This window comes from Stenotrophomonas acidaminiphila, from assembly GCF_014109845.1.
GTDB classification, from domain to species: Bacteria; Pseudomonadota; Gammaproteobacteria; order Xanthomonadales; family Xanthomonadaceae; genus Stenotrophomonas; species Stenotrophomonas acidaminiphila.
In genome coordinates, this window is the sequence record NZ_CP043567.1 from 2,361,150 (window position 1) to 2,376,111 (window position 14,962).

At 72.0% G+C, this 14,962-nt stretch carries 12 protein-coding genes; 8 read left to right on the forward strand and 4 right to left on the reverse strand.

The genetic code is table 11. The features are described from left to right. Positions 1 to 64: 64 nt before the first annotated feature. Positions 65 to 1,159, reverse strand: coding sequence for a ribonuclease D (rnd, locus tag F0P95_RS10740; protein ID WP_182334220.1), 1,095 nt, complete (start codon positions 1,157 to 1,159; stop codon positions 65 to 67). 94 nt (positions 1,160 to 1,253) lie between these two features. Between rnd and F0P95_RS10745 the strand changes: the two genes are divergently transcribed. Further along, positions 1,254 to 3,110, forward strand: coding sequence for an SUMF1/EgtB/PvdO family nonheme iron enzyme (locus F0P95_RS10745; protein ID WP_277434859.1), 1,857 nt, complete (start codon positions 1,254 to 1,256; stop codon positions 3,108 to 3,110). Between the two features lie 49 nt (positions 3,111 to 3,159). Next, entirely contained in the window at positions 3,160 to 4,059 is a 900-nt protein-coding gene (locus F0P95_RS10750) for a M48 family metallopeptidase (RefSeq protein WP_182334222.1), read from the forward strand. Between the two features lie 130 nt (positions 4,060 to 4,189). Here F0P95_RS10750 and xseA read toward each other — a convergent pair whose 3' ends face one another. Further along, on the reverse strand, positions 4,190 to 5,527 hold the full coding sequence (gene xseA, locus F0P95_RS10755; RefSeq protein WP_182334223.1) for an exodeoxyribonuclease VII large subunit: 1,338 nt from the start codon (positions 5,525 to 5,527) through the stop codon (positions 4,190 to 4,192). Between the two features lie 81 nt (positions 5,528 to 5,608). Next, complete coding sequence (gene queG / locus F0P95_RS10760; protein ID WP_182334224.1) at positions 5,609 to 6,691, reverse strand: tRNA epoxyqueuosine(34) reductase QueG; 1,083 nt, start codon at positions 6,689 to 6,691, stop codon at positions 5,609 to 5,611. Between the two features lie 23 nt (positions 6,692 to 6,714). Between queG and F0P95_RS10765 the strand changes: the two genes are divergently transcribed. The 6 genes from F0P95_RS10765 to F0P95_RS10790 all read left to right on the forward strand — a co-directional run bounded on the left by F0P95_RS10765 (position 6,715) and on the right by F0P95_RS10790 (position 14,325). Continuing rightward, positions 6,715 to 8,187: an NAD(P)H-hydrate dehydratase gene (locus F0P95_RS10765; RefSeq protein WP_182334225.1), complete on the forward strand. Its 1,473-nt coding sequence runs from the start codon at positions 6,715 to 6,717 to the stop codon at positions 8,185 to 8,187. Positions 8,188 to 8,195: 8 nt separating this feature from the next. Continuing rightward, positions 8,196 to 8,675, forward strand: a complete 480-nt coding sequence (tsaE, locus tag F0P95_RS10770) for a tRNA (adenosine(37)-N6)-threonylcarbamoyltransferase complex ATPase subunit type 1 TsaE (protein ID WP_182334226.1) — start codon at positions 8,196 to 8,198, stop codon at positions 8,673 to 8,675. An 80-nt stretch (positions 8,676 to 8,755) separates the two neighbouring features. Beyond that, entirely contained in the window at positions 8,756 to 10,300 is a 1,545-nt protein-coding gene (locus F0P95_RS10775) for an N-acetylmuramoyl-L-alanine amidase (protein ID WP_182334227.1), read from the forward strand. Between the two features lie 220 nt (positions 10,301 to 10,520). Then, positions 10,521 to 12,380: a DNA mismatch repair endonuclease MutL gene (gene mutL, locus F0P95_RS10780; protein ID WP_425515858.1), complete on the forward strand. Its 1,860-nt coding sequence runs from the start codon at positions 10,521 to 10,523 to the stop codon at positions 12,378 to 12,380. Positions 12,381 to 12,382: 2 nt separating this feature from the next. Further along, the gene (locus tag F0P95_RS10785; RefSeq protein ID WP_182334229.1) at positions 12,383 to 13,330 is read left to right on the forward strand and encodes a DUF1684 domain-containing protein; all 948 of its coding nucleotides are present in this window, start codon (positions 12,383 to 12,385) and stop codon (positions 13,328 to 13,330) included. Next, complete coding sequence (locus tag F0P95_RS10790; protein ID WP_182334230.1) at positions 13,327 to 14,325, forward strand: TraB/GumN family protein; 999 nt, start codon at positions 13,327 to 13,329, stop codon at positions 14,323 to 14,325. The genes F0P95_RS10785 and F0P95_RS10790 overlap by 4 nt, the downstream gene beginning before the upstream one ends. A gap of 78 nt (positions 14,326 to 14,403) precedes the next feature. Here the strand turns inward: F0P95_RS10790 and phaR are convergent, their stop codons facing one another. Then, the gene (gene phaR, locus F0P95_RS10795; protein WP_054664996.1) at positions 14,404 to 14,925 is read right to left on the reverse strand and encodes a polyhydroxyalkanoate synthesis repressor PhaR; all 522 of its coding nucleotides are present in this window, start codon (positions 14,923 to 14,925) and stop codon (positions 14,404 to 14,406) included. Between the last annotated feature and the right edge of the window lie 37 nt (positions 14,926 to 14,962).

The following is a 14,962-nucleotide window of genomic DNA, read 5'->3' on the forward strand; positions in this document are numbered from 1 at the left end:
GCAGTGCGCTGGGTGGGGGCGGGACCCCGTCAGCCGTGTGACTGCCTCACATCGCCAGCGAATTCTAACGCGATGCCGGCGCCGTCGCCAAGAGGGGCTGCAGCAGCGCCTGCAACTGGTCGCGGCGCCAGCCGCCGAGCGCGGCCGGCCAGTCGCCGCCCTCCAGCAGCGCTTCCAGGTGCCGGCGCGAGGCCAGCAGGCCGTCGGGCAGGCCGAGGTCGGCGCTACGCCGGGCCACCGCGTCCTGCAGGCGCTTGAGCGCGGCCTTGTTGCCATCGGTGGCGGCCAGCGCCTGCGGTGCCTGGTCCTCGTCGGCCAGCGGTGTCTGCAGCGCCTGCCATACGGCCTGGGCCAGCTTGCGCGGTGCCTTCGGGAAACGTTCGAACAGCCGCAGCAGCGCGTCGTAGTCGGCCGGCGGCGTGCGTGCCAGCAGCGTGGCCAGTTCGTTGTCCAGGACCCAGCTGCGCGGCCGGTCGCTGTGCCGGGCCTGCTGGTCGCGCCAGCGCAACAGGCGCAGCAGGCGGCGCTGCGCGTCCGGTTCGAGGAACTGCGCCGCGCGCATCGACAGGTGCGGCCAGCGCTCTCCCTCATCGTTCTCGACCGACGCCAGCAGGCGCTGCGCGTCGTCCTGCAGCCAGTCGCGGCGGCCGAGTTCGCGCAGGCGCGCGTCGATCGCGTCGTGCAGCGCGAACAGGTACTCCACGTCGTCGGCGGCATACTCGAGCTGCGCGTCGGACAGCGGCCGGCGCATCCAGTCCGAACGGGTCTCGCCCTTGGGCAGGACCACGCCGGTGACCTGCGCGACCAGCTTCTGGTAGCCCATGCCGCCGCCGATGCCGGCCAGCGCGGCGCCGATCTGGGTGTCGAACAGCGGCCGTGGCAGGACGCCGCAGGCGCACTTGAACGCGACCAGGTCCTCGCTGGCGCTGTGCATGATCTTGAGGATCGACGCATCCTCCAGCCATGGGCGCAGGGCATCGGCCATGCCCGGTACCAGCGGGTCGATCAGCAGGATCTCGTCGCCCACCGCCATCTGCACCAGCGCCAGTTGCGGCCAGTAGGTGCGTTCGCGGATGAACTCGGTATCCAGGCCGATGCGGTCGGGACGCTGGCGGTAGCGTTCTTCCAGTTCCGCCGGGTGTTTGATCCAGTGAGCCACGTCTATTCCATCAACTGCAGGGTTTGCCCAGGCAGGCGAGAATAGCCTAACGTCGCAGCGCACCCGAGCGCGCAGAGCCTGTATGGGAGGAAGTTTGCGTACAACCGGCCCGTTGGCCTGCCTGGCCCTGTCCGTCGCGCTGGCATGCGCCGCCTGCAGGCAGGAGCCGCCTGCGGCCAGCGCGCCGCAGCCGATCGTGGCCGAGCCGGTGGCGCCGGTCGCGGCGCAGGAACCGCAGGTGGTCGCCGCACCCGACCCGGCCGCGGTGCCGCTGCCGGCCTGGACGCCGCCGCCGGTCGCGCTGCAGCCGGAACAGATACGCGACGCGTTGAAGCGGGCGGGCGTGGCGCTGGCCGAAGACCGCCTGTACCCGGCGGCGGATGACGCGATCCCGCTGTACCTGGCGGTGCTGGACCTGCAGCCGCAGCAGCGCGAGGCCCGGCGCGGCCTGGAAAAGGCCCGCGCGCGCCTGCTGGCCTCGGTCCGCGCCCTGCTGCAACAACCGGAAGAACAGCGCAAGGCGCTGGCCGAAGCGGCCACCCAGGCCGCGGTACTCGTGTACCTGGCGCCGGAGGGCAGGGCAGAGCTGGAGCTGCAGCAGCGCGTACAGGCGGCGCGGCGCCTGCTGGCGCTGAACCGCTCGGGCGAGGAGGCGCTGCGCAGCGGCAGCCTGGCCCTGGCCGCCGGCGCATTCGCCCAGGTGCTGGAGCTGGAGCCGGGCAACAGCCGCGCCCGGCAGGGCCTGGCCGCGGTCGAGAGCGGCCTGATCCGGCAGGCGGAGGACGCCGCGGCGCATGCCGATTTCAACGCGGCGCTGGAGTGGCTGCAGCGCGCCTCGCGCATCCGCGAGGACGCGCCGACGGTAGCCGATGCGCGGGTGCGGATCGAGGCGATGCGCATGGCGCAGCTCGCCGCCCTGCGCGACGGCGGCCTGCGCGATCTCACCTCGCCCAAGGGGCTCAAGGCGGCGCGCGAGAAGCTGGAGCAGGCGCTGCGCATCGCCGCGCCCGGCGACGCGGCGGTGGCGGTGCTGCGGCAGCGCATCGACCTGGTCGCCCATTACGGCAGCTTCCGCCCCGGCCAGGTGTTCAGCGACGCGCTGCAGGACGGCGGGCGCGGCCCGCAGATGATCGTGGTGCCGCATGGCGGCTTCCAGATGGGCGCCGGCTACGCCGAGCCGGGCGCCAGCGACGCCGAGCGCCCGCAGCACTATGTGCGCTTCGACCGCGGTTTCGCGATCTCCATCACCGAAGTGACGGTGGCCGAGTTCGGCCGCTTCGTGGCGGCGACCAATGCGCGGCCGCGCGCGACCCGGCGCGGGCATTCGATCGTCTACGACGAGCGCAGCGGCAATTTCGTACGCCGCAACGGCGCCGACTGGCAGGCCGGCTACAACGGCGCCAAGGCGCCGCCGGACAACCCGGTCATGCATGTCAGCGTGCGCGACGCCGAAGCCTACGCGGCCTGGCTGTCGGCGCAGACCGGCCGCCATTACCGGCTGCCGAGCGAGGCGGAGTTCGAGTATGCGCTGCGCGCCGGCACCACCGGCCGCTATCCCTGGGGCGATGCCGGGGTGCCGCCGGAAGGCAGCGGCAACTTCACCGGCAGCCTCGATGTCTCGCCCAGCGGCCGCCACTGGAAGAACGCGTTCCTCGGGTACGGCGACGGTTACTGGGGCGCGGCACCGGCGGCCAGCTTCCGCGCCAACGCCTGGGGCCTGCACGACATGGCCGGCAACCTCAGCGAGTGGGTGGCCGACTGCTGGCATGCCAGCTACCGGCGCGCGCCGCCCGATGGCGCGGCCTGGTACAACCCGGGGTGCCGGCAGCGCGTGGTCCGCGGCGGCAACTGGGCCAACGCGCCGGAGCAGACCCGTGCCGCCTGGCGGCTGTCGCAGGACTCGGACGTGACCAGCGCGCGCATCGGCTTCCGGCTGGTGCGCGGCATCTGAGGCGGCGCGCTACCATCGTCCGGTCCAACCGTTCCCGGCGGAGTCCACCATGCGACAAGATCCTCTCGGCAACCCGCCTGGCAACCGGCGCCGCGGTCTCGGCGGCGGCCTGCGCTGGCTCATCCTGATCGGCTTCGCGGTCTACGGCGGCTGCTACTACTTCGGCAACCGCGCCGTGGACCCGTATACCGGCGAGAAGGTGCTGATCGACAAGACGCTCGATGCCGAGGGCGAGAAGGCGCTGGGTCTGCAGGCCTACCAGCAGATCATGGCGCAGGAGCGGCCGGTCGATCCCGATGCCCAGGTGGCGCGGCAGATCCGCGCGATCGCCCAGCGCCTGATCGCCAAGGTCGACATGGTGGAGACCGCCCTGGCCACCGAGCACGGCCAGCCGCCCAACCATTTCTCGCGCACCTTCGACTGGGAGGTGAACGTGCTGCAGTCCGACCAGGCCAACGCGTTCTGCCTGCCGGGCGGAAAGATGGCCGTCTACACCGGGCTGGTGCCGGTGGCGCGCAATGCCGACGCGATGGCGGTGGTGATGGGGCATGAGATCGCCCACGCGCTGCTGCGCCATGGCGCGCAGCGCATGGCCCAGCAGAAGCTGACCGAGATCGGGCAGATGGCCGGTGCCGCCGGCGGCATGGACGCGCAGCAGCAACAGATGCTGATGTCGGCCTTCGGCTACGGCTACCTGCTGCCGTATGCGCGCAGCCACGAAACCCAGGCCGACGAAGTCGGGCTGATGCTGGCCGCCGCGGCCTGCTTCAACCCGGAGGAGGCGGTGCCGCTGTGGGAGCGCATGGGGGCGGCCAGCGGCGGCCAGGCGCCGCCGGAGTTCGCTTCGACCCATCCCAATCCCGGCACCCGTATCCAGAACCTGCAGGCATTGATGCCCAAAGCGATGGAGTACCGGCAGCGGTTCTGCGAGACCGCACAGGCACACTGAGCGGCGGTAGCGGCCGCTGTTCCCGGCCGGCGAGGCCGGGTGCGTTGCGTGGCCTCGTGGCGAATCAGGCCCGGTGGCGAAGCAGGCCCGCCCTCGGCACGCCTGGCGGCAGGGCGATGGGGGGCCGTTGCTAGGAGGCGTCGCTGGTCGCGATGACCTGCACGTCCAGCACGCCATCGCCCACCCGCGCCTGCAGCGCGTCGCCGGCCCGGACCTGCGCGGTCGAACGCACCAGCGCGCCATCGGCGCTGCGGGTGACGATCGCATAGCCGCGCGCGACCGTGGCCAGCGGGCTCACCGCTTCCAGCGAACGGGCGATGCCGCGCAGGTGCAGGGCGTCGCGCTGCAACTGGCGCGCCATGGCCGCCTGCGCGCGCGGCGCCAGTGCGTCCAGGCGCCGGCGCAGCAGCGCCAGCCGCTGCGCCGGCTGCACCGCGCGCAGTACCGAATGGCCATGCGCCAGGCGCGCGCGGCGCTGTTCCAGTTGCCGCTGCCACGCGCTGTGCAGGCGCGCGTACGCCGCCTCCTGGCGTTGCCGCAACAGCGCCAGCCGCGCCTGCGGGCCCTGCGCCTGCAGCCGCAGCGCGGCACGGTCGGCGCGCTGCATCGCCTGGCCCAGTGCGTGCGCCTGCAACTGCGCCAGCCGCCGCTGCAGGCCGTGCAGGCGCGCGTCGAGATCGCGCCGGTCCGGCACCAGCAGCTCGGCGGCCACCGACGGCGTGGGCGCGCGCAGGTCGGCGGCGAAATCTGACAGGCTGAAATCGGTCTCGTGGCCGACCGCGGAGACGACCGGCGTGGCGCTTGCGGCGATGGCCCGCGCCAGTTGTTCGTCGTTGAACGCCCACAGGTCTTCCAGCGAGCCGCCGCCGCGGGTCAGCAGGATCGCGTCGTAGCGGCCGCTGGCGTCGGCGCGGCGCAGCAGTGCGGTGATCTGCGCGGCCGCGGCGTCGCCCTGCACCAGGGTCGGCAGCAGTTCCACCTCGAGCAGCGGGAAGCGCCGCGCCAGCACGCTGAGCACGTCGCGCACCGCCGCGCCGCTGGGCGAGGTGATCACCGCCAGCCGGCGTACATGGGCCGGCAGCGGTCGTTTGCGCGCCGGGTCGAACAGGCCTTCGGCCTGCAGCTGCGCCCTGAGCGCCTCGAAGGCGCGGCGCAGCGCGCCTTCGCCGGCCTCCTCCATGTGGTCCAGCACCAACTGGTACTCGCCGCGCGCCTCGTACAGGGTCAGGCGGCCGCGCGCCAGCACGCGCACGCCTTCGCGCGGGACGAACTTCAGCCACTGGCTCTTGGGCCTGAACATCGCCGCGCGCACCTGCGCGCGCGCGTCCTTCAGGGTGAAGTACAGGTGCCCCGACGCAGGGCGGCTGACATTGCCGAGCTCGCCTTCCACCCACACCAGCGGGAACGCGCCCTCGAGCAGGTCGCGGGCGAGGGTGTTGAGCTGGCTGGGGCTGAGGACGTTGTCCATGGTCGGCGCGGGGGAACGGGACGCTATTGTTCCCGCGCGCGGGCGCCAAAGCCAATGCCCGGGCTGCCGCTCACGCCGCCGCTATCGGGAATCGTGCGGCGGGTCGTGGCGTTGCAGCGCCCAGGCCACGTGCTCGCGCACCAGCCCGGATGGATGGTCGAGGCGGCTGAGCAGCGCCTGCCGTGCCGCAGCCGAGGGGGCCGCGTTGCCCAGTGCCACGGCGATGTTGCGCAGCCAGCGCTCGTGGCCGCTGCGGCGGATCGGGCTGCCTTCGGTACGGCGCAGGAACTCGTCCTCGTCCCACGCGAACAGCTCCGGCAGGGTGGCCGTGTCCAGGTCGTTGCGGGCGCGGAAATCCGGCTCGTCGGTGCGCCGCGCGAACTTGTTCCAGGGACACACCAGCTGGCAGTCGTCGCAGCCGTAGATGCGGTTGCCCATCAGCGGGCGCATTTCCAGCGGGATGGCGCCGTCGTGCTCGATGGTCAGGTAGGAAATGCAACGGCGCGCATCGAGCCGGTGCGGGGCGATGATCGCCGCGGTCGGGCAGATGTCGATGCAGCGCGTGCAGCTGCCGCAGTGCGCGCTGGCCGGCGCATCCACCGGCAGCGGCAGGTCAACGTAGATCTCGCCGAGGAAGAACCACGAGCCGCCGTCCTTGTCGATCAGGCAGGTGTGCTTGCCGATCCAGCCCAGGCCGGCGTTGCGCGCCAGCGCGCGTTCCAGCACCGGCGCCGAATCGACGAACACGCGGTGCCCGAACGGCCCGATCTCGGCGGCGACGCGCTCGGCCAGCTTCTGCAGGCGGTTGCGCATGAGCTTGTGGTAATCGCGGCCCAGCGCATAACGCGCGACGTAGGCGCGTTCGGCGTCGTCCAGCGTGGCCCAGGCCCCGGCATCGTCCTTGTGGCCGTAGTCCAGCCCCACCGAGATCACCCGCACCGTGCCCGGCAGCAGTTCCTGCGGCCGCGCGCGCATCGCGCCATGCCGGGCCATCCATTCCATGGTCCCGTACAGGCCCTTGCCCAGCCAGTCGGCCAGGTGCGCCTCGTCCTCGCGCAGTTCGATGCCGCTGATGCCGCAGCGCTGGAAGCCGGACTCGCGCGCGAGCTGGCGGATGCGCAGCGACAGCTGCGCCATGTCGGCGGTGGCAACGGCTCCTGGCATGGCGCAAGTATAGAATCGTGGGCATGAGCCAGCCTGACGGATTGTTCGATACCGCTGCCGCGCGCCGCATCGACGCGCAGGCCACCGCCGCGCTGGGCGGTGATGGTTACCTGCTGATGCAGCGCGCCGGTCAGGCCGCCTGGCAGTGCGCGCTGCAGTACTGGCCGCAGGCGCGGCGCGTCGTCGTGGTCTGCGGCCCGGGCAACAACGGCGGCGACGGCTATGTGCTGGCGCGGCTGGCGCGCCAGTCCGGGCGCGCGGTGTGCGTGCTGCACCTGCCAGGGCACGCGCCGCGCACGCCACTGGCGCAGCGTGCCTGTACCGACTACCTGGCCATCGGCGGCCAGGTCGAGCTTGCTCCCGATTGCCTGCACGAGGCCGACCTGGTCGTCGATGCGCTGTTCGGGATCGGCCTGGACCGCGCGCCCGATGCGGAGGCGGCGCAGTTGATCGCCGCGGTCAACGCCGCGGCCGCGCCGGTGCTGGCGCTGGACGTGCCCAGCGGCGTCGACGCCGACAGCGGCGCGGTGCCGGGTGCGGCGATCCATGCCGCGCGCGTGCTGCAGTTCATCGTGCCGCACCGCGGCCTGCACACCGGCGCCGCACTGGAGCACGCCGGGCAGCGGCTGCTGGCCACGCTGGATGTCCCCGCGCAGGCATTCGACGGCATCGCGCCGGCCGCATCGCGCTGGAGCGAGGCGCTGCTGCCGGCGCAGTTGCCGCCGCGGCGCATCGATACCCACAAGGGTGAGTCCGGCCATGTCCTGTGCCTGGGTGGCAACCATGGCAGCGGCGGTGCGCTGATGCTGTGCGCGGAGGCCGCGCTGCGCAGCGGTGCGGGCCTGGCCAGCGCGGCCACCCGCCCGGCGCACGTGGCGCCACTGCTGGCGCGCTGCCCCGAGGCGATGGCGCATGCGGTGGAGGATGCCTTCGACCTGGCGCCGCTGCTGGCGCGCGCCGGCGTCGTCGCGCTGGGGCCCGGGCTCGGCCAGGACGACTGGGCGCGACGGCTGTGGGCGGCAGCGCTGGACGGCGGCAGGCCGCTGGTGGTGGATGCCGACGCGCTGAACCTCCTGGCGCAGCAGCCGCAGCCGCTCGCCGCGGCGGTGCTGACGCCGCATCCGGGCGAAGCGGCACGCCTGCTCGGCGTCGATGCCGCGGCCATCCAGCGCGACCGTTTCGCCGCCGCCCAGGCATTGGTGGAGCGTTTTTCGGCGGTGGTCGTGCTCAAGGGCGCCGGCACCGTGGTCGCCGCGCCGGGGCAGCGGCCGCGGGTGATCGCGGCGGGCAATCCGGGCATGGCGGTGGGCGGCATGGGCGACCTGCTGACCGGGGTGATCGCCGCCTTGCTGGCACAGCGACTGTCGCCCTTCGATGCAGCCAGTACCGGCGCGCTGCTGCATGGCCTGGCGGGCGATGCGGCGGCCGCGGACGGGCAGCGCGGAATGCTGCCGCGCGACCTGCTGCCGCACCTGCGCGTGCGCGCCAATCCATAATGACGGCCATGATCGAACTGTTCCTTGCCGATGCTGCGGCTACCGACCAGCTGGGAGCGGCCCTGGCCGCGACCCGGCCGGCGCACGCGGTGGTCCACCTGCACGGCGACCTGGGTGCCGGCAAATCGACCCTGGCGCGCGCCCTGTTGCGGGCGCTGGGCGTGCAGGGGGCGATCCGCAGCCCCACCTACACCCTGGTCGAGCGCTACCCGTTGCCGGGCGGCGAAGCGTGGCATCTGGACCTGTACCGGATCGGCGATGCCGGCGAACTGGATTTCCTGGGCCTGGACGAGGCGGACGCCGACCTGTGGCTGGTCGAGTGGCCGGAGCGGGGCGGCAGCGCCCTGCCGCCGCTGGACCTGCGGGTGGCGCTGGACATGCAGGGCCAGGGCCGCCGGGCGCGGCTGCAGGCCAGCTCGGCGGCCGGGCAGGCATGGCTGTCGCGGCTGGAGCAATCGGGCCACTTGCAGGGGTTTCCTGCTGCCTGACGGAAGGAAAGTGTGGCAGGTTGCGGATTATTAAGGGAAAAGGTGTTGCAATTCCGCAATTCCGGTGATTGAATCCGCCCATGCCCAAGGGAAGCCGCCTGATCGCCTTGTCTGCCTGTGTCGCCGGACTCTGTCTGGCCGGCGCTTCTGCGTGGGCGGGCGAGATCCGCAGTGTCGCCGTGCAGGCCGGGAGCACCGGCACCCGTGCCGAGATCCAGCTGGCCGGCGGCGGCAGCTACAAGACCCTGTCGCTGGCCGGGCCCAACCGGCTGGTCGTGGATTTCCCGGATTCGACCGCCGTGCGCGGGCTCAAGCTGCCTGCCTCCGCGGGGGTGGTCACCGCGGTGCGCACCGGCATGCCGGCGCCCGGCACGTTCCGGGTGGTGTTCGACCTGGCCGAGTCGGTGGCGGCGTTCAAGCCGCAACTGCAGGGGCAGGGCGCCGAATCGCGGCTGCTGATCGAGTGGCCCGGCGAAGCCAAAGTCGCCAGCGTGCAACCGACGCCCGCTGCCGTGCCTGTGGCGGCCGGCCCGACGCCACAGCCCGGCAGTGCCGAGGCGCGTCGCGAGGCGGCCCGTGCCACGGCGGCACTGACCGCGGCGGTGGTCCAGCAGGCGTCTGCCGCGCCTGCCCCGGCTCCCGTCACCAGTACGCCTGCCCCCACCACGACGGCGGTGGCTGCCACGAACACGCCTTCGCCGGCCGCCATCCTCAATGGACAGGCGACCGTGCCGGCCGTGGTCGCCTCCGCGCCCGCGCCGACCCCGGTACCCGCGCCTGCGCCGGTGCCGGCCGATGAACAGCCGGCGCCGCGTCCGGTCATGCCCAGCGATGCCTCGCGCATCCGCATGCAGGCGGGGATGCGCACCCTGGTGGTGGCGATCGATCCCGGCCACGGCGGCCAGGACCCGGGTGCGATCGGCCCGACCGGCAAGCGCGAGAAGGACGTCACCCTGGCGGTGGCGCGCGAACTGGCGCGGCAGGTCAACGCCACCCCCGGCCTGCGCGCCTACCTGACCCGCGACACCGACGTGTTCATCCCGCTGCCGCAGCGCGCCCAGCGTGCGCGTGCGGCCAAGGCCGATATTTTCATCTCGATCCATGCCGATGCCGCCGAGAACCGCGCCGCGACCGGCTCGTCGGTGTACGTGCTCTCCACCAAGGGCGCGTCCTCGCAGCGTGCGCGCTGGCTGGCGGACAAGGAGAACGCGGCCGACCTGATCGGTGGCGTCAGCCTGCAGCGGACCGAGGGCACCCTGGCCAACGTGCTGCTGGACCTGGCCCAGAGTGGCAACATGAAGGCCTCCGAAGACGCCGCCAGCCACGTGCTGGGTGGGCTGAAGCGGATCGGCAACAACCACAAGCCGAACCTGGAGCGGGCGAACTTCGCGGTGCTGCGCACCTCGGACATGCCGGCAATGCTGGTGGAAACCGCCTTCATCTCCAATCCGGACGAGGAACGCCGCCTCACCGATCCGGCCTACCAGCGCCGCGTCGCCGGTGCCGTGCTCGATGGCGTGCACACCTATTTCAGCAGGCAGCCGCCGCCGGGCACGTTGTTCGCCGCGCGCGCGCAGGCCGAGATGGAAGCCGCTGCCGGTACCGTGGCCGGCGGCAGCAAGTAAGCGCGACGCGCGCCAGCGCCGCGCGTCCTGTCCAGGCGCGCGGCGGCAATCATCCGGATCGTGCCCGTCATCGGCCGGCATCCGCGCGGTGCCCGCGGTGCATGCCTGTCGCTGGCGGTGTGAGGGATGGTTGGCTGCTACACCCGGCGGCAGGCGGCTATCATCTGCCAATGCGTGATAGCGACTTCATCCCCCTGCTGCTCCCCGCCGGTCTGCTGGAATGCGCGGCATGAGCACCATCCGTCCGTTGCCCGAGATCCTGATCAACCAGATTGCCGCCGGCGAGGTGGTCGAACGCCCTGCGTCGGTGGTCAAGGAACTGGTCGAGAACGCGCTCGATGCCGGCGCTACCCGTGTCGACATCGACCTCGAGGAAGGCGGCGTGCGCCTGATCCGCATCCGCGACAATGGCGGTGGCATCGCCGCCGCGCAGTTGCCGCTGGCGGTGTCGCGCCATGCCACCAGCAAGATCGCCTCGCTCGACGACCTGGAGTCGGTCGCCACGCTCGGCTTCCGTGGCGAGGCGCTGCCGTCGATCGCGTCGGTCAGCCGTTTCACCCTGGCCTCGCGGCAGCCGCAGGACGAGCACGGCGCGGCGCTGCAGATCGAGGGCGGCAAGATCGGCGAAGTGACCCCGCGCGCGCATGCCCCGGGCACCACCGTGGAAGTGCGCGAGCTGTTCTACAACGTGCCGGCGCGGCGCAAGTTCCTGCGCGCCGAGCGCACCGAACTGGGGCACATCGAGGAATGGCTGCGCTCGCTGGCGCTGGCGCGTCCGGACGTGGAGCTGCGGGTATCGCACAACGGCAAGCCGTCGCGCCGCTACAAGCCCGGCGACCTGTACTCGGATGCGCGCCTGGGCGAAACCCTGGGCGAGGATTTCGCGCGGCAATCGCTGCGCGTTGACCACAGCGCGGCCGGCCTGCGCCTGCATGGCTGGATCGCGCAGCCGCAGTATTCGCGCGCCAGCGCCGACCAGCAGTACCTGTACGTCAATGGCCGTTCGGTACGCGACCGCAGCGTGGCGCACGCGGTGAAGATGGCCTATGGCGACGTGCTCTACCACGGCCGCCAGCCGGCCTACGTGCTGTTCCTGGAACTGGACCCGGCGCGGGTGGACGTCAACGTGCATCCGGCCAAGCACGAGGTGCGTTTCCGCGATGCGCGGCTGATCCATGACTTCGTCTATCGCACGCTCAAGGATGCGCTGGCCGAGACCCGCGCGGGCCTGGAGCCGGCGGCCGGCCTGCCGGGTGCGGTCGCCGCGCCGTCCCTGTCCGCGGGCGGGCAGGCCGGTGCCTACCTGGTGTCGCGGCCGCCGGGCAGCGCCGGTGGCGGTGGTGGCTGGGCACCGCGGCAGTCGCCGCTGGGGCTGCAGGTGTCCGAGGCGCCGGCGGCCTATGCCGCGCTGTATGCGCCGCCGGCCGACGCCGCGATGCCGGCCGCGCTTGCCGGCGGCAGCCCGGGCCTGCCGGCGACGACCGCCGACAGCGGCGTGCCACCGCTGGGCTATGCCATCGCGCAACTGCACGGCATCTACATCCTGGCCGAGAACGCCGAAGGCCTGATCGTGGTGGACATGCATGCCGCGCACGAGCGCATCGGCTACGAGCGCCTCAAGACCGCGCACGATGGCATCGGCCTGCATGCGCAGCCGCTGCTGGTGCCGATCACCCTGGCGGTGGGCGAACGCGATGCCGACACCGCCGAGCGCGAGGCGGCGACGCTGGCCGAACTCGGCTTCGAGGTGACCCGCTCCGGCCCCGGTTCGCTGCACGTGCGCAGCATTCCTGCGCTGCTGGCCAATGCCGAACCGGAGGGGCTGCTGCGCGACGTGCTCACCGACCTGCGCGAACACGGCCAGAGCCGGCGCGTGGCCAGCGCACGCGATGAACTGCTTTCGACCATGGCCTGCCATGGCGCGGTGCGCGCCAACCGGCGGCTGACGGTTCCGGAAATGAATGCCCTGCTGCGCGACATGGAAGCCACCGAGCGCTCCGGGCAATGCAACCACGGCCGCCCGACCTGGGCGCGCTTTTCGCTGGCGGAGATCGACCGCTGGTTCCTGCGGGGGCGTTGACGATGAAACGATGGGCAGGCATGGCGCTGCTGCTGGCGGCGATGGCGACGGCCGGTTGCGGTGGCGGCGACCGGCCGGCACCGGCTCCCGACGCGCCGCGCTTCGATCCGGCGTTCCTGATGAACAACGACATCTGGCGCGAACAGCGCCAGGCCGAATTGCTGCAGCCCGATGGCTGGACCAGCCTGATCGGCCTGCACTGGCTGGAACTGAAGGCCCACTACATCGGCAGCGGCAGCACCAGCGGCATCCGCCTGGCGATGGGCCCGCCGCGGCTGGGCATGGTGGTGCACGAGGCGGGGCGCTACTGGTTCACGCCCGAGCGGGGCGTCGCGGTGCAGGTCGACGGCAAGCCGGTGAAAGGCCGCATCCCGTTCCATGCCGATGACGAGCCCAACCCCACGTTGATCACCTTCGACGGGGGCAAGGGCACGTTGAGCCTGATCCATCGTGGTCCGCGCCACGCGCTGCGGGTGCGGCACGCCGATGCCCCGGCACGCACCCATTTCGGCCACCTGGAGTATTGGCCGGCCGATGCGTCCTGGCGCATCACCGCGCGTTTCGTGCCGCACGACGCCGGCAAGACCCTGCCGGTGGTCGATATCACCGGCCTGACCACCGAACAGGCCAACGCCGGCACCATCGAATTCGAGCGCGATGGCCGCACCTGGCGGCTGGAAGCGCTGGGCGAGCCGGGCCGGCCGCTGTTCGTGATCTTCGCCGACCGCACCAGCGGCCACGGCAGCTATGCCGCCGGCCGCTATATCGACCTGGAGACGCCCGACGGCAAGAGCCAGGTGGTGATCGATTTCAACCGCGCCTACAACCCGCCGTGTGCGTTCACCCCGTTCGCCACCTGCCCGTTGCCGCCACCGGAGAACCGGCTGGACCTGCCGGTCGAAGCCGGCGAGAAGACCTACGTCAAACCCGCACAGGAAGACGCGACATGAAATGGATGCTTCGCGCCGCGGCGCTGCTGCTGGGGTCGGTGATGCTGCTGGGCACGCCGGCGCCGTTGCTGGCGCGGCAGGCGCCAGCGGCCGCCACCCCGGCCAAGGCGCCGCCGGTGCCGCTGCTGTGGAAGGCGAGCGGTCCCAAGGGCGCCGAGCTCTACCTGCTGGGGTCGTTCCACCTGCTCAGGGCGGATGATTACCCGCTGTCGGCGGACGTGGATGCGGCCTTCGACGCCTCGGGACAACTGCTGTTCGAGCTGGCGCCGGAGGAAATGAACTCGCCCGCGCTGGCCACGCAGATGGCGCAGGCCGCACTGCGCCGCGATGGCCGCCTGCTCAAGGACGAACTGGATGCGGATACCTGGCGGCGACTGCAGGACTATGCCGCCGCCAACGGGCTGCCGATCGATCGCCTGGCCGGGCTCAAGCCCTGGTTCGTCGGGCTGACCATCAGCCTGGGACAGATGGCGCGGCAGGGGCTGGACGCCCAGGCCGGGCTGGACCGGCACCTGATGGCGCGCGCCGCCGCCACCGGCAAGCCGGCGCAGGGGCTGGAGAGCGCGGCGGCGCAGATCGCGATGCTCGATGGCATGAGCGGCGACGAGCAAAGGCAACTGCTGCGCGAGGCGCTGGAGCAGGTGGACAAGGGCGACGAACAGAGCCGGCGCCTGCACGATGCCTGGCGGCGCGGCGACGACGTGACCCTGTGGCGCGACATGGCCGCGCAGATGAAGCGCGATTACCCGGCGCTGTACCGGCGCATCAACACCGAGCGCAACGATGCCTGGCTGGTGCCGTTGCAGGAGCGCCTGCAGGCCGGGCAGGGCACGACCCTGGTGGTGGTCGGCGCGCTGCACCTGCTCGGCAGCGACGGCGTGGTCGAGAAGCTGCGCGCGCGTGGCTACAGGGTCGAGCGGATCTGTTCGGCCTGCACCTCGCCAGCGCACCCCGCGCGGCGTGCTCCGGCGCCAGCGGCCCGCAGCCGCAACTGAAGCGTGCGGTGCCAGGCCGGGGCTGCGGCCGCGGCCACATAAATGCGAAGGCCGACGCTTGCGTCGGCCTTCATGCTTTCAGCGGTTGCCGCGGGTCTTGCCGGCCGGTGGTGGCGCCGGCGGCGGCTCGGGCGTCTTGCCGCCGGCAGCCGGCGGGCGGCCGAAGCCTGCGCCCATGCTGCGCTGGAATTCCTGCCACAGCTCCAGGTTGCGCTCGGTGAGCTGGTTCATCATCGCCCACGGCGTCTGCCCGAGCAGGTTGCCCATCTGCTGGCGGAACTGCTGCTGCTGGTCCAGGAACACCTGCATGCTGCGCTCCAGGTAGTTGCCCATGAAGCCCTGCAGCGAATCGCCGTAGAAGCGGATCAACTGGCTCAACAGCTGGGTGGACAGCATCGGTTCGCCGTCCTGCTCCTTGTCGGCGATGATCTGCAGCAGCACCGAGCGGGTCAGGTCCTCGCCGCTCTTGGCATCGCGGACCTCGAAGTCCTCGCCATCCAGGATCAGCTGGCGGACGTCCTCGATGGTGATGTAGCTGGAGATCTCGGTGTCGTAGAGCCGCCGGTTGGGATACTTCTTGATGATGCGGGTCGCAGCCATTAAGCAGTCACTCTTCCTTCACGGTAGGGGCGCAGCA